The sequence below is a fragment of the Acinetobacter sp. WCHA39 genome (assembly GCF_002165385.1).
Taxonomy (GTDB): domain Bacteria; phylum Pseudomonadota; class Gammaproteobacteria; order Pseudomonadales; family Moraxellaceae; genus Acinetobacter.
Genome location: NZ_NHRP01000003.1, coordinates 119400 through 135655 on the forward strand (window position 1 = coordinate 119400; position 16256 = coordinate 135655).

Sequence of the window (16256 nt, forward strand, 5' to 3'; positions counted from 1 at the left end):
CAAACTTAATTCAGAGAATTAAAGTTTAGATACCAATTCTGGTACAACAGTGTTCAAATCGCCCACTAACCAGTAGTCAGCAACGCTGTTGATTGGCGCTTCTTCGTCTTTGTTGATTGCAACAATAACTTTAGAATCTTTCATACCTGCTAAGTGCTGAATCGCACCAGAGATACCGATTGCCAAGTAAAGATCTGGCGCAACGATTTTACCAGTTTGACCAACTTGGAAGTCGTTTGGTACGAAACCAGCATCTACCGCAGCACGTGAAGCACCTTGAGCAGCACCAAGCTTATCAGCTAATGGGTCAAGTACTTTGTGATAGTTTTCACCAGAACCTACACCACGACCACCAGAAACAACGATACGCGCAGCAGTTAATTCTGGACGATCAAGTTTCACGATTTCTTCGCTTACAAACTTAGAAATACCAGCATCTTTCGCTTCAGCAACAGCTTCAACTGCAGCAGAACCGCCTTCAGCAGCTGCAGCATCAAATGCTGTACCACGAACTGTACCAACGATGATTGCTTCGTCAGATTGAACAGTTGCGATTGCGTTACCTGCATAGATAGGACGCTTGAAAGTATTTGCAGATTCTACAGAAATGATATCTGTGATCATGCTTACATCAAGAAGTGCAGCAACACGTGGAAGGATGTTCTTACCAGTAGTTGTAGAAGCAGCTAATACGTATTTGTAACCTTTCGCTAAATCCGCAACTAAAGCAGCTACGTTTTCAGCCAATTGATTTGCATAAGCAGCATTGTCAGCAAGTAATACTTTGCTCACACCAGCAACTTTAGCAGCAGCATCAGCAACTGCCTGAGCGCCAGAACCAGCTACTAATACAGTAATATCACCACCGATTTTTTGAGCTGCCGCAACAACGTTTAAAGTTGCACCGTTAAGTGACTGGTTGTTGTGATCAGCGATAACTAAAATACTCATGATTTTATCCTTCTGTATTAGATCACTTTCGCTTCATTTTTCAATTTTTCAACAAGTTCGTCTACAGACTTCACTTGTACGCCAGCTTTACGTTCAGCAGGTGCTTCAACTTTAACTGTTTTAAGTTTAGTACCAGTTGCAACGCCGTAGTCAGCAGGAGACTTAGTATCAAGCGGTTTTTTACGCGCTTTCATGATGTTTGGAAGAGCAGCATAACGTGGCTCATTCAAACGTAAGTCAGTTGTGATGATTGCTGGAAGACCAAGCTCAACAGTTTGTAAACCGCCATCAACTTCACGAGTAACTTGTACTTTACCGCCGTCAACTTTAACTTCAGATGCAAAAGTACCTTGACCAGCACCAAGTAAAGCACCAAGCATTTGACCTACTTGGTTAGAGTCATCATCAATTGCTTGTTTACCAAGAAGAATTAGTTCTGGTTTTTCAGCATCAACAACGCCTTTTAAAATTTTAGCAACTTCTAAAGCGCCAATTTCATCAGTAGTTTCAACTAAGATACCACGGTCAGCACCTAAAGCCATTGCAGAACGAATTTGTTCTTGCGCGTCTTTAGAACCCACTGAAACAACAACGATTTCTGAAATCGTTCCTTTTTCTTTTAAGCGAACCGCTTCTTCGACTGCGATTTCACAGAATGGGTTAATTGACATCTTAACGTTAGTAAGGTCAACCCCAGTATTGTCCGGCTTAACACGAACTTTAACGTTGGCATCAACCACACGTTTTACAGCGACAAGAGCCTTCATGTAATCCTCGGCTGTTCTAAGCAAGTAAATGTAGTGAAGAGCATTCTAACTCTTCGATCGAAACTTTTTAGGTGCCCTATCTTGCAATGTATTTGGCATTTCGGTCAAGTCACAATTTTCGCTATGACTGTAAAAAAGATGAAATGCTCAGTTCACTAATTTTGGCAGGTTATTCAGCATATAAATATTATTATACTTTCAGCACTTATATTAGAGTTTGATTTAGCTAATATTTTATATAATTCAACCACCTAAAATGGTTATATAAAAACACGTACAAAAGATCTGTAACCGATCATTTCTGATAAATCTTAATCCAATTTACATTTTGCAAAAACTTGGCAATAAAGTAAGAATGTTTGTTCAATAAATTGCGAATACAAATAAAAAAACAGTCGGTTATTAAACATTCAAGTTTGCAACATCATGTATTGTTTATGATCTAATTTTACTCAAAAAAGAATACCGCAATTACCATTTAAACATTGGTAATGGACTCCATGGCTTATGCAAAAAACGTTTAAACCCAAGAAACATCAAATTCTTATGAAAACCACAATTCGGATATTGTTGCGTTAAATATTTAAAAGTTTGAAAGGGAATATTTGAACGTAATAATCCTAATGAAAAATCGGCATAATCAGCCTTTCTAAAATGCTCAACTAAAGGATATTGATCACATTCGGTAGTTGTTAGCTTGTGATGCTCCGTAATCATTAAAGTTAGTTCATTTTGCCAATCAGATAGTTGATTGATTTCAAGATATTGCCTCATCTGCTGCACAGAGGGTTGAATGTAATCAATCGTTTTTGCTGTCCAAATACCAATATCATGAAAGGCAACAGCAATTGCAATTTTATCACGGGTTTGTTGGCACTCATCTTGGGCTAGGATTAAACAACAAACAGCCACACGCTTACAATGATTCAAATAACCTTGATAGTCTGCACCTATTATTGTTTGATATTGAAATAAAATCTTCTCAATATAATTCGCACACTGAATAAATACTTCATTATCCAACGATAAAGCTGTTTCTTGTTGTTCACTCATTTTTTTGTGCTCGCGGATGGGCTTGATCATAGACTTTTGCTAATTGATCAAAATCAACATGGGTATAAATTTGGGTCGTTGATAAATTACTGTGTCCTAACATCTCCTGAACTGAGCGTAAATCACCGCTTGCTGAAAGCATATGGCTGGCAAAACAATGGCGTAATAAATGCGGATGTACATCGACATTAACACCTGCTCTTTGTGCTTGCAATTTAACGCGATTTTCAATTTGACGAGGTTGTAATGTATTTCCTCGTTGTGAGATGAAAACTGCTGATTCGGCAGTAAAATTTCCTTGCCAAATTCGGTAAACTTTAAGCCATTCAATCAAGCCTTGTTTTGCCTTGCTTCCAAACGGCACAACTCTCGTTTTATTGCCTTTACCCGTTATACGCAACAATTGTCGATTAAAATCAATATCCTTAATCTTTAACCCTTGTAATTCGGCTAAGCGCAATCCACTGGAATAAAGAAGTTCAAGCATTGCTTTATCACGTAGCCATAATTGTTGTTCGATCGGCTTCTCGGGCGCTGCCTGATCTAGAATCTGATTCACTGTTTCAATATCAATCATCCCTGGCAAAGGACGCGGCTGGCGCTTTAATCGAAAGTCTTCAGATGGATTTTGTTGTAGATACTGACCTTGCTCAGCCCACTTCATAAACTGACGAATTGATGTTAAATGGCGTTGCAGACTACTCGAACTCAATTGATCTTGCTCAACTCGTGCAGCCAAGTATTCTCTTAAATCAGATGCTTCGACATCTTCCAATCGTAGCTTTTTGTATTCACAAAAATTTAAAAAATCGGTTAAATCACGTTGATATGCTGCAATCGTATGTTCCGATTGATTTTGAATAATGCGTTCTTTTAACCACATGGAAAGAAGTTTTATAGGAGTTTCCAAATTTCTCTCCATCTTGGAATATCGACCAACTTGTATTTTAACAAATTTTCTTCTGATTTATCTTTAAACAAATCTCAAAGTATATATAGCTGTGTAATACAATATATTTCAAGTTTTTTGTAGCGCCATCACCATGTCAATGTTGCTTATCCCTTATCTCATTGCAATCTCAATTCTTACGATTACTCCTGGTCTAGATACAACACTCATCATCCGTACCGCAACACTTGAAGGTAAAATGAAAGCATTTCAAGCAGCTTTAGGAATTAATCTAGGTTGTATTGTGTGGGGAGTGATCGTGGCCTGTGGCTTAGGTGCATTGTTGATGACTTCGGATCTTGCTTTTAATGCTTTGAAATGGATCGGGGCAATTTACCTGACATGGTTAGGACTTAATCTACTTTTAAAACCTCGTAGCAAACTTGCGAGTTTAAATAATTCAGCAGTGACAAGGCAAAATTGGTTTATGAAAGGTTTTTGGGGAAATTTACTCAATCCCAAAGTCGGTATTTTCTATATTTCCTTTTTGCCACAGTTTATTCCACAGTCTGCATCTCCAGTAATTTGGACATTGAGTCTTGTGATGATACATGTCGTAATCGGATTGATCTGGTCAATTTTTCTAATTGCTGCGATGCAGTCCATTTCCGCTTATTTAAAGCAACCTAAATTTATTCGATATATGGATCGCGTCACAGGAAGTATTTTTATCTTGTTTGCACTGAAACTAGCATTGAGTAAGCGATAAGTCATAAAAAAAAGCGTGCTGGTATCACAGCACGCTTTTTATACGTTTTAATCATGGTCTAAATCATTTTTAAATAGGCATTTATTTGTATTGCCACTTCATCTGCATCCTGCTTTGCCAGCCCATGATCACCACCCTCGACAATATAAAGTTTTGATTTTTTAAGTATCTGATTTAAATATTGCCCAACTTCGATTGGGCTAACTGAATCTTGATCGCCCCAAATGAGTAATGTTTCCACCTCTATCGTAGATAGAAATTCCTCATAATCGACCTTTGTCGTCACAAACCAATCAGGGGATTCCAAATATTCCTGTCGATAAAGCTGACGCCAATCTTGCACCTGAAATCGATCTAAATTGATTCCACCTGAAGTTGCAATCAATACGAGACCTTTAACCAAATCAGTTTTCTGTAAGGTCGCAGCAATTGCAAAAATCCCACCCATGGATTGAGCGATGAGAATAGAAGGTTGCTCAATCTGTGCAACGACATAATTGCTCAGATCATCAAAATTGTTAATCTCTGGATCAGTTGCCACACCATGAAAGCCTGGATAATGAATTATTTGTTTGGTGTAGGCTTCTGGAAGTTTGGCAACTAAAGGATTCCAAAATTGAGTATTTCCAGACGCACCTGCAAGAAAAACTAAATGATTCATTGTTATCCTTTGAAATTATAATTTTCTCTTCATGTAGACACTCCATTTAGGAATGTCTACTGATTCCAAGATTAACCTTGGAAATATCGTAAATCCAATCGCGCATCGTAGACATGCGTGGTTGGACCTGTCATCCAAACCACATCACCTTCACGCCAAGCGATATGCAACTTACCACCTGCAAGCTGAACTTCAACTTCATTGGCAAGTAAACCACGGCGCATACCACTCACCGCTGCTGCACAAGCCCCTGTACCACAGGCTAAAGTCTCGCCGACACCACGTTCAAACACACGTAAACGAATATGCTTTTCATCAATGATCTGCATAAATCCAGCATTCACCCGTGAAGGGAACCGTGTATGTGATTCTACTTGTGGGCCAATACGCTCAACATCAGCAGTTAATACATCAGGTACGATAGTCACAGCATGAGGATTCCCCATGTTCACAACATCAATATTGATAGTTTGATTGTTTGCAAGTTCTAGTGCGTATAAGCCTTCAATATCTTCATGTTCTTGGGTAAGAAATGGAATTTCTTCTGGAAGAAATTTTGGTGGTCCCATATTTACACGAACCCACCCATTGGCACCCAATTCAGGCTCAACAATACCCGCTTTAGTTTGTACACGAATTTTAGTTTTGGTCGTCAATTGACGCTCATGTACAAAGCGAGCGAAACAACGTACACCATTACCACATTGTTCTACTTCCGAACCATCAGCATTAAAAATTCGATATTTAAAATCAACATCAGGAAAATCAGGTGGTTCAACAATCAAAAGTTGATCGAAACCCACACCAAAATGACGATCGGCTAAACGTTGAATGGTTAAAGTATCTAAATAAGCCCGCTGCGTGATCAGGTCAACGACCATAAAATCATTGCCCAAACCATGCATTTTGGTAAATTCTAAATACATCTCAATTTACTCCTCAGGCAATAAACGTTCTTTTTCCCAAAGTGATTCTATGGTTTCACGTTCACGAATTAAATAGGCTTGATCACCACTGACCATAACTTCGGCAGCACGACCACGGGTGTTGTAATTCGAGCTCATTACAAAACCGTAGGCACCTGCACCTAATACAGCAAGGACATCATTTTCTTGAAGTGCTAAATCACGCTCTTTACCCAAGAAATCACCTGTTTCACAAATTGCACCAACTAAATCCCAAGTTTTTACTTCAACATCAGCATTCGGATTCACCGATTGAATATCCATCCAAGCTTCATATAAAGCTGGGCGAATTAAGTCATTCATCGCTGCGTCAATAATGGCAAAGTTACGGTGATTCGTCGGCTTGAGTAAATCTACCTTAGTGAGTAATACACCTGCATTGGCAGAAATACTACGCCCTGGTTCCATATAGACTTTTAGGCCCAGTTTTTCCAAAGCTGGACGCATGGCATTGGCATATTCGGCAACACTTGGTGGTGTTTCATCTTTATAACAAACGCCTAGACCACCACCAATATCAATATGTTTGAGGTTGATGCCCAGACCTTTCAACTGTTCAATCATCACAATGACCCGATCAAGCGCATCAACAAAAGGCTTGGTTTCTGTCAATTGCGAACCGATGTGGCAGTCAATACCGACAATCTCAAGATTTGGTAATGACGCCGCATATTGATAAGTCTCATTGACTGTATCACTTGGAATACCAAACTTGTTTTCTTTCAAACCTGTTGAGATATAGGGATGAGTTTTCGCATCGACATCTGGATTAACACGCAGAGAAATCGGAGCTTTTTTACCAAGTTTCGCCGCTACTTTTTGGATCCGATCCAGCTCAGCATGTGATTCAACATTGAAACATGCAATACCTACGGTCAAAGCCTTTTCAATGTCAGCTTCAGATTTACCTAAACCAGAAAATACAATTTTTGAAGGTTCACCACCTGCTGCGAGAACACGTGCTAGTTCCCCACCCGTCACAATATCAAAACCTGCACCAAGTTTTGCTAATACATTCAGAACAGCGATATTTGAGTTTGACTTCACTGCAAAACAGATTTGATGATCAATAAAATCAAAAGCACGATGCATATCTAAATAATGCTTCTCAAATGTAGATTTTGAGTAAACATATAAAGGCGTGCCAAATTGCTGTGCGAGCTGATCTAATGAACATTGCTCAGCATGCAATACTCCATTAATGCGAGTGAAACTCATGAAGATGTCCTTATTTACAAACTTAAGGTGAGGTTGTCTGTGATACTTTTGAAGATGTTGCTGCTTGGTTTTCAGCTTTCACATCATCAGATGACGTTTTAGCCTGAGAGGTTTCATTTTTATAAAGCAGGTATTTTGCACGTTTGTCATGATTGATATCAGAAGGTAATTGCAATGCCCCTGACTGACCACATGCAGTAAGTACCACACTACTGAATAATAAACCGATCGAACAAATGACTTGACGCATCTGAGCACCTAACTTTTACAATTCGGAGCAGTATAACGTGATCATCAGATTGGCTAAAGTCTAAACTTGAAGGAATAAAACAATATCCATAAAAAAACGCCGACTTAGATGTCGACGTTCATGTCAATTACTTCTTTAACTGCTTACTTCTTTTTATTTAAGAAATAACCGATTGCCAAAATAACAAACCAGATTGGGCTGACTTTAAGTGACTCTAAAGTGGTTTCGTCCAAAGCAAGGAAATAAATCGTTGCAAGGAAGAATAAAATAACCACCCAACAAGTAAACACACCACCTGGCAGTTTAAATGTTGATTGTGCATGCAGTTCAGGTCTATTTTTGCGGTAGTTAATGTAACTCCACATAATCACAATCCACACACAGATAAACAGGATGGTTGATAAAGTGGTTGCTAGAGTAAACGCTGTCACTTCATCATTGGTTCCCGTCTGTACTTTATAAATGAACTGTACAAATGCACCAATAAAGATACAGATTGATGAGAAAACCAATGCTTTTGAAGGAACGGCAGATTTAGACAATTTACCAAATAATTTTGGTGCTTGCTTATCCGTTGATAAACCAAATAGCATACGACTGGTCGAAAATACACCACTATTCATTGATGACATCACTGAAGATAACACCACCAAATTCATAATAATCGCCGCAGAAGCAATACCTGCTTGTGAGAAGATGTTTACGAATGGGCTGACTTTAGGGTTAATTTGATCCCAAGGTGTTACACACATCACCACGAACAATGCCAATACGTAGAAAATAATGATACGAATTGGAATTGAGTTAATCGCTTTCGGTAAGTTACGTTGTGGATCTTGTGTTTCAGCAGCGGTTGTACCGACCAACTCTACACCGACAAAGGCGAAAATTGCAATTTGGAAGCCTGCGAGGAAGCCATCTAACCCTTTAGGGAACATACCACCATGTGTCCACAAGTTGCTAATACTCGCCGTTGTACCCGCAGCATTAGTGAACCCCGTAAAGATCATCCATAAACCAACGGCGATCAAGACAATAATTGCTGTGATTTTAACCATTGCAAACCAGAATTCCATTTCACCGAATAATTTTACGGTGACAAGGTTCAACCCAAGTACAAATAGAATCGCAACACTACTAATCAACAATCCGCCCAATGGAGTAAATGACTCACCCCCATTGAAAAATTCAAGATAGTAAATAATGGCTGATAGGTCGGCAATACCAATCGTGACCCAACATAGCCAATACGTCCATCCAACAAAATAACCCGCCCAAGGACCGATTAAATCAGTGGATAAATCAATAAAAGATTTATACTTTAAATTCGATAAGAGTAATTCACCTAAAGCACGCATGACGAAAAACACCATGATACCGATCAAGCCATAAATGAATAAAATAGATGGTCCAGCTAAACTAATGGTTTTGCCTGACCCCATAAACAATCCCGTTCCGATTGCTCCACCAATTGCAATCAGTTGAAGATGTCGATTAGATAGACTACGGTGAAGCTCACTTTGCTCGTTGGCCTCACCTAAATTTTGATTCGACATTTTTACAAAAACTCTCAAGTATTTTTCGTTCGTTAGCTAATGCTCAAATCAAAATGACAATTCGCACCATTTAATGGCATCTTCTTGCATTGTAAATTGCTTTGATGATGTTTTAGCTAGCCAATTTTCTGTCTGTACAACTCAACATTTCAAGTTAAATACAAATGGATCTGATCATACGCACAAGGATGTACCAACTCAATGCACTTTTTTGACTCTATATTTTTCAATAGCTTAAAAATTAGGCAATAAAAAAGCAGCCTCTGAAGGCTGCCTTTATATCTAGATATTTACTTTAATTTATTATGATATTAGTTTTGTTTATTCTTAATACGATCTTCCCAGAACGTAGCATTACGAATACCAAGTTTTACTGGATCAAAAGTAAACTCTTTAACACCCGCTTTTTGCTGCTGTTCATAATCTCTCAACGCTTTAATCGTTGGTTTCCAAATGAAGTAAGTCACAATAATACCAATGATATTAATCCAAGCCATTAAACCTACACCGATATCTCCAATTCCCCAAATATAACCTGTTGCACTGATTACACCATATGAAACAGAAAGAATGATGAAGCATTTGGTGATAAATAATAAAGATGGAGTTTTAGTAATATAACTTAAATAAGTAATATTGGTTTCAGCGATATAGTAATACGCAACAATCGTTGTAAATGCGAAGAAGAATACAGCTAATGCAACAAAGATTTGTCCAAAACCACCAAATACTGTACTTACTGCCATTTGAGTAAACGCAGGAGAGCCAATTTCAGCCGTGGCGGCAACATTTTGTACAATAAATTGACCTGCTTCTAGAGTACCTTGAACATTGTACATTCCAGTAATAAGAATCATAAATGCAGTAGCAGAGCAAACAAATAAAGTATCGATATAAATTGAGAATGCTTGTACTAAACCTTGTTGAGCAGGATGCTCTACCTCAGCTGCGGCAGCGGCATGTGGTCCTGTACCCTGACCTGCTTCGTTAGAATACACGCCACGTTTTACTCCCCAACCAATTGCAGCACCAAGACCTGCCATAGGAGAAAAGGCATCAGCGAAAATTAAGGAAATCACACCAGGTAACTTATCGATATTGATAAAGACAATAATTAATGCCATTACAATATAGCCAGCCGCCATAAACGGCACTACAAATTCAGCGAATTTTGCAATACGTTTGATACCACCAAAAATGATGACTGCAAGTAGTGTTACAATCACAACTAAAGCGAGTAGTTTATAAGTGCCGACATTTCCAAAAACAATTGCACCTTCACCTGTGATTTGTGTGAAAGCATTACCTACTGCATTTGCTTGAATACCGGGTAAAAACAAACCACATGAAATGATCGCGGCAATCGCAAATAAAATACCCAACCAACGCTGACCTAGTCCTTTATCAAAATAAAAAGCGGGTCCACCACGATATTGTCCTTGATATTCAACTTTATAAATTTGACCTAAGGTTGATTCAACATAAGCAGTACTCGCTCCTAAAAATGCAACAAGCCACATCCAGAAGACCGCACCTGGCCCACCAAAACCAATTGCTGCTGCTACACCTGCAATATTACCTACACCAACACGACCTGAGAGTGAAACAGCGAGTGCTTGAAAAGAAGAAATACCTTGTGCCGATGAGCCTCCTTTAATGAGGAGGCTTATCATATCTTTGATCTGACGAACTTGAACAAACCTTGTTAGGACGGAGAAAAATAAACCTGCACCTAAACATAAATAGATCAGAGCTTTGCTCCAAATAATACCATTTATCCAATCAACAATTTCTGCTGCACTCATAAACATCAACCTTTTGTATAATTTAAAAATATATCAATTGATACATTTTCATTTGTCTGAGCACCAGCAATATTTATGCCATTCAATATAATTCTTATGACAACAAATGAGCAAATGCTCAAAGACCTTCCGTGGAAAAAAGTGAATTTAAAGAATTTTCGACTCAAAAACCTACTATATCTTACTTGTAAAAGTCTTATATCGTGTTATTTTTCTGAGCACTTCCCTTTAACCAGTCAATTACGAAAACACCGTTTAATCTTAATTCCTTATCAAGAAAATGAACGATATTGATCTTTTCCGTAATTACTCTACTTTTTAACTAATTTATCGCAAATTTTCAATTTTATATATGGCAAAAATTAAAACTGTTTATCGATGTGAACAATGTGGTGCAGATCATTCTAAATGGGCTGGTCAATGTTCTGAGTGTGGCGAATGGAATAGCCTAGTAGAAGTTCGACTGGAACCAACAGTTAGTCATAGAGCTCAGCCTAAAATGGGCGGTGGTTATGCTGGTCAAAGTGCTAATATCACAACCCTTAATCAAATCTCAATTTCACATGAAACTCGTCTGCAAACAGGGATCAGTGAATTCGATCGTGTACTCGGTGGCGGTTTGGTTACAGGCTCTGTTGTACTGATTGGTGGTGATCCTGGTATTGGTAAATCAACAATTTTATTGCAAACCGCAACTCACATGGCTAGTAAGAAAAGTTCAGCTCTTTATGTCACAGGTGAAGAATCACTTTCACAAGTTGCCTTACGTGCTCAACGTTTAGATCTGCCTACAGACCAACTCAGAGTTATGGCTGAAACTTGCGTGGAACGTATTTGTGAAGTTCTCGCGCAAGAGCGTCCTGCTGTGGCCATTCTTGACTCAATTCAAACCCTATATACAGAAACTCTGCAATCTGCTCCAGGTGGAGTTTCACAAATCCGTGAGTCTGCTGCCTTACTTACTCGTTTTGCTAAAAATAGCGGAACAGCGTTATTTATCGTGGGGCATGTAACTAAAGAAGGTGCTTTAGCTGGACCACGTGTGCTTGAACATATGGTGGATTGCGTACTGTATTTCGAAGGTCAGTCGGATTCTCGATATCGTATGATTCGTGCCGTGAAAAACCGTTTCGGAGCAGTGAATGAACTTGGTGTCTTTGCCATGACCGACAAAGGACTTCGGGAAGTTGCCAATCCATCTGCAATTTTTCTCAGTCGTTATGATGAAGCGATTCCGGGTTCAATTGTCATGATCAGCCGTGAAGGAACGCGCCCTCTCCTGGTCGAAGTTCAAGCCTTAGTTGATGATGCACACGGGCAGCCACGTCGAGTGGCACTTGGCTTAGAGCAAAACCGTTTGAATATGTTACTTGCAGTGATGCATCGTCATGGTGGTGTACAAACCTCAGGACAAGATGTTTATGTCAATGTAGTGGGTGGTTTAAAGATTACCGAGACTGGCTCTGATCTTGCGGTTTTATTGGCTTGTGCATCAAGTTTAAGAGGTAAAGCCCTGCCACAACAATTGGCAGTTTTTGGTGAGGTTGGACTATCTGGTGAGATTCGTCCTGTACCGAATGGTCAAGAAAGATTAAAAGAAGCGACCAAGCATGGCTTTAAATATATCATTTTACCAAGAGCTAATGCACCGCAAAAAACTATTGATGGCGTTCAAATCATTGCCGTTGCACGCTTACATGAAGCTCTCACTGAAGCAATGCAATTGAGTGACGAGTTGACATAAAAAAACATACTTTTTTAGTTGAAATTATCAACGAATACCTTCATAAATACACTTACATCTTGGAATTAAATAGGAATTTTCGATGCAAGTACACCAGCGTGGCTTGATGGCAGCTTTATTGATGGCAACTTTGGTCGCAGCACCAGTTGCAGAAGCTAAACGTGCGGGCGGTGGCAAAAGTCATGGTATGACTCGTTCAACAACGACGACTCAATCTCAGCCAACTACAACTCAATCGTACCAACAACCTACAACTAAAACTACGACGACTCAAAAATCAGGTCCAGGCGTAGGTTCTATGGTTGCTGCTGGTGTAGCAGGTGCTGCTGTAGGTGCAGTTGCTGCAAATGCGCTTGCTGATGATAAGAATCCAACTGCAACAGAACAACAAGCTGCTGAACAAGCTCAACAAGAAGAAAAAGGCGGCATTCCTAGCTGGCTTTGGGTTCTTCTTGCAGCTGCTATCGCCTTCTTTGTATTCCGCAAATTAGGCGCAAAAAAAAAATTAGCCGCAGCTAATCCATATGCTCCAAATAATAACGGTCAAAACAACTTTGGCCGTCCTGTAAGCCCACAACCAACTATGCGTCAAACGGCTGGTGACAACACCAATATCTTTGGTCAATCTGTCGGTGGCGGTACGGCTGCTCCTCAAGCAGCATTTGGCGGAGCATCAATGAGTAGTGGCAATCAACTCCCTGATGGTACTGAACCCGCTGCGTTCTTACGTGTAGCTCGTCAGCGTTTTAATCATATTCAATCGGTGAATAGTGCAAGTAATGTTGAAGAAATTCGCCGTTATTTAACACCTGAGCTTTTTAATTCAATGTATCAGGACATCATGGCAAATCAGGATCAGGATGTTGCTGAATTTAGTAACCTGAATGCAATGGTGGCAGACACTGCAACTGAAAATGGTCAATATGTTGTCAGCGTGCGTTTTACAGGAACTGTAAGTGAAGATTTAAACAGCCTGCCGCAACCTTTCACCGAAATTTGGCATTTTGTTAAGCCTACTGGCTCGCAACAAGATTGGGTTGTTGCTGGAATTCAACAAGCTTAATTGAATTGAACTCACGTAATACATGTAAAGAGCTGTTTCGACAGCTCTTTTTTTTCGATATTTAGAGATAGAAATAAAAAAAGCCACTCTCTATTTTGGAGAATGGCGGAGTGTAAACCCTAATTTCGATTGCCTATATTTTTAAATATATCTAAACAGGCAGTTAAGTAAACTGTATATCTCAGTTATCTTAGCGGATAATCAAGAATAAAAATATTCCTCGTTTGGGGAATAAAACTTTTTGTAATAGGTTCACGTAGATCTTCTTCGCTTATTTAGGAACAATCATTACTTCAGGCATTCAGGCATTCAGGCATTCAGGCATTCAGGCATTCAGGCATTCAGGCATTCAGGCATTCAGGCATTCAGGCATTCAAATTAGAACAGATTGACTTGAGTTAGAGCCTAATATTCTTGGTTTGTGTCCATATCTATCGCTATTTTATGACCCATAAAAAAAGCTTTGCCGAGGCAAAGCTTTTACATGATTTGGCTTTAAAGTAAATCAAATCATGATACAAACTGTAAGAATAACCAGTATAAACCACCAGATAAACAAATCGTCGCTGGTAAGGTAAATATCCATGCAGAAAGGATTGTTTTCACTGTCGCGAAGTTCAGCCCAGACTTGTTGGCAACCATCGTCCCTGCAACAGCACTGTTTAGAACGTGAGTTGTTGAAACTGGCATACCTAAACCATCAGCAGCAGCAATCGTTGTCATTGCAACAAGTTCAGCAGACATCCCTTGACCATAAGTCATATGGTTCTTACCAATACGCTCGCCGACAGTCACAACAATACGCTTCCACCCCACCATCGTACCTAAGCCAAGCGCAAGTGCCACCGCAACTTTAACCCAATTTGGAATATATTGCAGGAATGAATCAAGATTACTACGGTATTCTTTTACCACTTTGGCTTGGTCTTTATCCATTTCTGGCAAAGCTTTCGCTTTATCTAATCGCTTGAAAGTTGTGGTACTTAAATACATATCATTACGGATTTCGCTTACAGCGGTCTCAGGAATAGTTTTAAGATCACCATAATTTGCAACGCGTGTTCCTAAATGTTCCGTCATACTTGCAAGTGCTGGAACAACTTCAGGTGTTTGCTCTTTGGTTTGAATATATTTAGTGAGTACAGCACGCGCTTTCTCATCAGATAATTCATTTTGATTTACATTCAACACAGCAGCTGTTTGACTTGAAAGCTTTTCAAATGATTGAAGATGATTTGCATCTAAGCTTTTGTTTAGTGAATATGCTAATGGCACTAAACCGATCAAGATCAACATGATTAAACCCATGCCCTTTTGACCATCATTAGAACCATGTGCAAAGCTCACGCCCGTACATGTAAAAATCAAAATTGCACGGATGAGAGGTGGTGGTGGCTTATTACCTTCTGGTGGTTGAAAAAGTTCTAATTGGCGTTTAAAAATTTTTTTAACCAACAAGAATACAATTGCTGCGAAAGCAAAACCGATTAAAGGTGAGAATAATAATGCCTTACCCACTTTAATGACTTGATCCATATCAATGCCACTGGTTGCACCAGTTGAAGCATTTAAGAAATGGTTCATGATCCCCACACCTAAAATCGAGCCGATTAAGGTATGAGAGCTTGATGCTGGGATACCAAGGAACCAAGTCCCTAAGTTCCAAAGAATGGCTGCAATTAACAAAGCAAATACCATTGCAAAACCAGCCCCACTACCGACATTCATAATCAGTTCAACAGGAAGTAAAGCAATAATACCGTACGCAACAGCACCACTCGCAACCATAACCCCAAGGAAGTTACAGAAACCAGCCCACATCACTGCAACAGGTGCAGGTAATGCATTGGTATAAATCACGGTGGCAACCGCATTGGCTGTATCGTGGAAACCATTGACAAACTCAAAGCCTAAAGCAATGAAAAGTGCCGTAGATAGAAGAATAACTGAATATAAACTCAAAGGTGGTACATGCGCTAAGTCAGCACTCACCTGAAAACCAATATAAATAAGTGTTGCAATAATAATTGTTAAAAACACCGGCATAAAAAATTTCGGTGTAGGAACATGTACATTCGTCGATTTTGCCGTAGAACTGGCAAGCGGTGAATCCGAAACAGGAGGAAGATTAGAATTCATGTAGACGGCAAGAGGATAATAAAATCCTCTGTATTGTTTAATTAAATTATGACAATTATATGACAAAGGACTGTCATATGAAGCCAAATTTTCATATTTTTCTTATATTTTTTTATGTTTTTTTTGATTCAAACCAAGATTATTTTTATTTTTATATAACAAAAACAATATCTTAATTAAAAATAAGTTCAATAAAACCTGTTTGTCTGATTTTGCAACAAACACAACAAAATGTGAAACTTATTTGTCATATTCCGAAATATACGTTGTGTTTTTAGGCATTATTCACCGAAATTATTGCAATTTCATGAAGCTTTTATGACATTTTCAACCTGACTGGATGAATTACATCATCCTGATGCTGAAAATACGCGCTTTTTGTTCGCTTCTGTTACAATGCCCCTGCTTTTTATCTTCATCATCGAC

Annotated in this window: 14 protein-coding genes; 3 read left to right on the top strand and 11 right to left on the bottom strand. The window is 39.1% G+C overall.

Annotated elements, in window-relative coordinates; translation table 11 throughout:
* Positions 1-18: 18 nt before the first annotated feature.
* The 4 genes from CDG56_RS02495 to xerA form a co-directional block, all read right to left on the bottom strand.
* On the bottom strand, positions 19-951 hold the full coding sequence (locus tag CDG56_RS02495; protein ID WP_087545827.1) for an electron transfer flavoprotein subunit alpha/FixB family protein: 933 nt from the start codon (positions 949-951) through the stop codon (positions 19-21).
* Between the two features lie 17 nt (positions 952-968).
* Entirely contained in the window at positions 969-1718 is a 750-nt protein-coding gene (locus CDG56_RS02500; protein WP_005161342.1) for an electron transfer flavoprotein subunit beta/FixA family protein, read from the bottom strand.
* A gap of 471 nt (positions 1719-2189) precedes the next feature.
* Positions 2190-2771, bottom strand: coding sequence for an HD domain-containing protein (locus CDG56_RS02505; RefSeq protein ID WP_087536381.1), 582 nt, complete (start codon positions 2769-2771; stop codon positions 2190-2192).
* The gene (gene xerA / locus CDG56_RS02510) at positions 2764-3654 is read right to left on the bottom strand and encodes a site-specific tyrosine recombinase/integron integrase (protein WP_162620868.1); all 891 of its coding nucleotides are present in this window, start codon (positions 3652-3654) and stop codon (positions 2764-2766) included. The genes CDG56_RS02505 and xerA overlap by 8 nt, the downstream gene beginning before the upstream one ends.
* A gap of 160 nt (positions 3655-3814) precedes the next feature.
* On the opposite strand from xerA, the gene CDG56_RS02515 reads away from it, so the two are divergent.
* Positions 3815-4429, top strand: coding sequence for a LysE family translocator (locus tag CDG56_RS02515; protein WP_087546839.1), 615 nt, complete (start codon positions 3815-3817; stop codon positions 4427-4429).
* 58 nt (positions 4430-4487) lie between these two features.
* Here CDG56_RS02515 and CDG56_RS02520 read toward each other — a convergent pair whose 3' ends face one another.
* From CDG56_RS02520 to CDG56_RS02545, 6 genes are all read right to left on the bottom strand, one after another.
* Positions 4488-5090 (bottom strand): alpha/beta fold hydrolase, encoded by a 603-nt coding sequence (locus CDG56_RS02520; RefSeq protein ID WP_087545830.1) that lies wholly within the window; start codon positions 5088-5090, stop codon positions 4488-4490.
* Between the two features lie 71 nt (positions 5091-5161).
* The gene (gene dapF / locus CDG56_RS02525) at positions 5162-6016 is read right to left on the bottom strand and encodes a diaminopimelate epimerase (RefSeq protein WP_087546840.1); all 855 of its coding nucleotides are present in this window, start codon (positions 6014-6016) and stop codon (positions 5162-5164) included.
* A 6-nt stretch (positions 6017-6022) separates the two neighbouring features.
* Positions 6023-7273: a diaminopimelate decarboxylase gene (lysA, locus tag CDG56_RS02530; RefSeq protein ID WP_087545833.1), complete on the bottom strand. Its 1251-nt coding sequence runs from the start codon at positions 7271-7273 to the stop codon at positions 6023-6025.
* Between the two features lie 22 nt (positions 7274-7295).
* Complete coding sequence (gene lptM / locus CDG56_RS02535) at positions 7296-7523, bottom strand: LPS translocon maturation chaperone LptM (RefSeq protein ID WP_087546841.1); 228 nt, start codon at positions 7521-7523, stop codon at positions 7296-7298.
* 143 nt (positions 7524-7666) lie between these two features.
* Positions 7667-9079 (bottom strand): amino acid permease, encoded by a 1413-nt coding sequence (locus CDG56_RS02540; RefSeq protein WP_005161361.1) that lies wholly within the window; start codon positions 9077-9079, stop codon positions 7667-7669.
* A 311-nt stretch (positions 9080-9390) separates the two neighbouring features.
* A complete protein-coding gene (locus tag CDG56_RS02545; protein WP_005161364.1) occupies positions 9391-10884 on the bottom strand; it encodes an alanine/glycine:cation symporter family protein in 1494 nt (497 codons plus the stop codon).
* 352 nt (positions 10885-11236) lie between these two features.
* On the opposite strand from CDG56_RS02545, the gene radA reads away from it, so the two are divergent.
* Positions 11237-12628, top strand: coding sequence for a DNA repair protein RadA (radA, locus tag CDG56_RS02550; protein WP_087546842.1), 1392 nt, complete (start codon positions 11237-11239; stop codon positions 12626-12628).
* Between the two features lie 82 nt (positions 12629-12710).
* A complete protein-coding gene (locus CDG56_RS02555) occupies positions 12711-13691 on the top strand; it encodes a Tim44 domain-containing protein (protein ID WP_087546843.1) in 981 nt (326 codons plus the stop codon).
* A 510-nt stretch (positions 13692-14201) separates the two neighbouring features.
* Here CDG56_RS02555 and CDG56_RS02560 read toward each other — a convergent pair.
* Entirely contained in the window at positions 14202-15830 is a 1629-nt protein-coding gene (locus CDG56_RS02560) for an inorganic phosphate transporter (protein ID WP_087546844.1), read from the bottom strand.
* Positions 15831-16256 lie beyond the last annotated feature (426 nt).

Bases quoted from the DNA above. Each gene is read 5' to 3' on its own strand.
- CDG56_RS02555 (WP_087546843.1), top strand. From the start codon at position 12,711: ATGCAAGTACACCAGCGTGGCTTGATGGCAGCTTTATTGATGGCAACT.
- CDG56_RS02495 (WP_087545827.1), bottom strand. From the start codon at position 951: ATGAGTATTTTAGTTATCGCTGATCACAACAACCAGTCACTTAACGGT.
- CDG56_RS02515 (WP_087546839.1), top strand. From the start codon at position 3,815: ATGTCAATGTTGCTTATCCCTTATCTCATTGCAATCTCAATTCTTACG.
- lptM (WP_087546841.1), bottom strand. From the start codon at position 7,523: ATGCGTCAAGTCATTTGTTCGATCGGTTTATTATTCAGTAGTGTGGTA.
- CDG56_RS02560 (WP_087546844.1), bottom strand. From the start codon at position 15,830: ATGAATTCTAATCTTCCTCCTGTTTCGGATTCACCGCTTGCCAGTTCT.
- CDG56_RS02545 (WP_005161364.1), bottom strand. From the start codon at position 10,884: ATGAGTGCAGCAGAAATTGTTGATTGGATAAATGGTATTATTTGGAGC.
- radA (WP_087546842.1), top strand. From the start codon at position 11,237: ATGGCAAAAATTAAAACTGTTTATCGATGTGAACAATGTGGTGCAGAT.
- CDG56_RS02540 (WP_005161361.1), bottom strand. From the start codon at position 9,079: ATGTCGAATCAAAATTTAGGTGAGGCCAACGAGCAAAGTGAGCTTCAC.
- dapF (WP_087546840.1), bottom strand. From the start codon at position 6,016: ATGTATTTAGAATTTACCAAAATGCATGGTTTGGGCAATGATTTTATG.
- CDG56_RS02520 (WP_087545830.1), bottom strand. From the start codon at position 5,090: ATGAATCATTTAGTTTTTCTTGCAGGTGCGTCTGGAAATACTCAATTT.
- lysA (WP_087545833.1), bottom strand. From the start codon at position 7,273: ATGAGTTTCACTCGCATTAATGGAGTATTGCATGCTGAGCAATGTTCA.
- xerA (WP_162620868.1), bottom strand. From the start codon at position 3,654: ATGTGGTTAAAAGAACGCATTATTCAAAATCAATCGGAACATACGATT.
- CDG56_RS02505 (WP_087536381.1), bottom strand. From the start codon at position 2,771: ATGAGTGAACAACAAGAAACAGCTTTATCGTTGGATAATGAAGTATTT.
- CDG56_RS02500 (WP_005161342.1), bottom strand. From the start codon at position 1,718: ATGAAGGCTCTTGTCGCTGTAAAACGTGTGGTTGATGCCAACGTTAAA.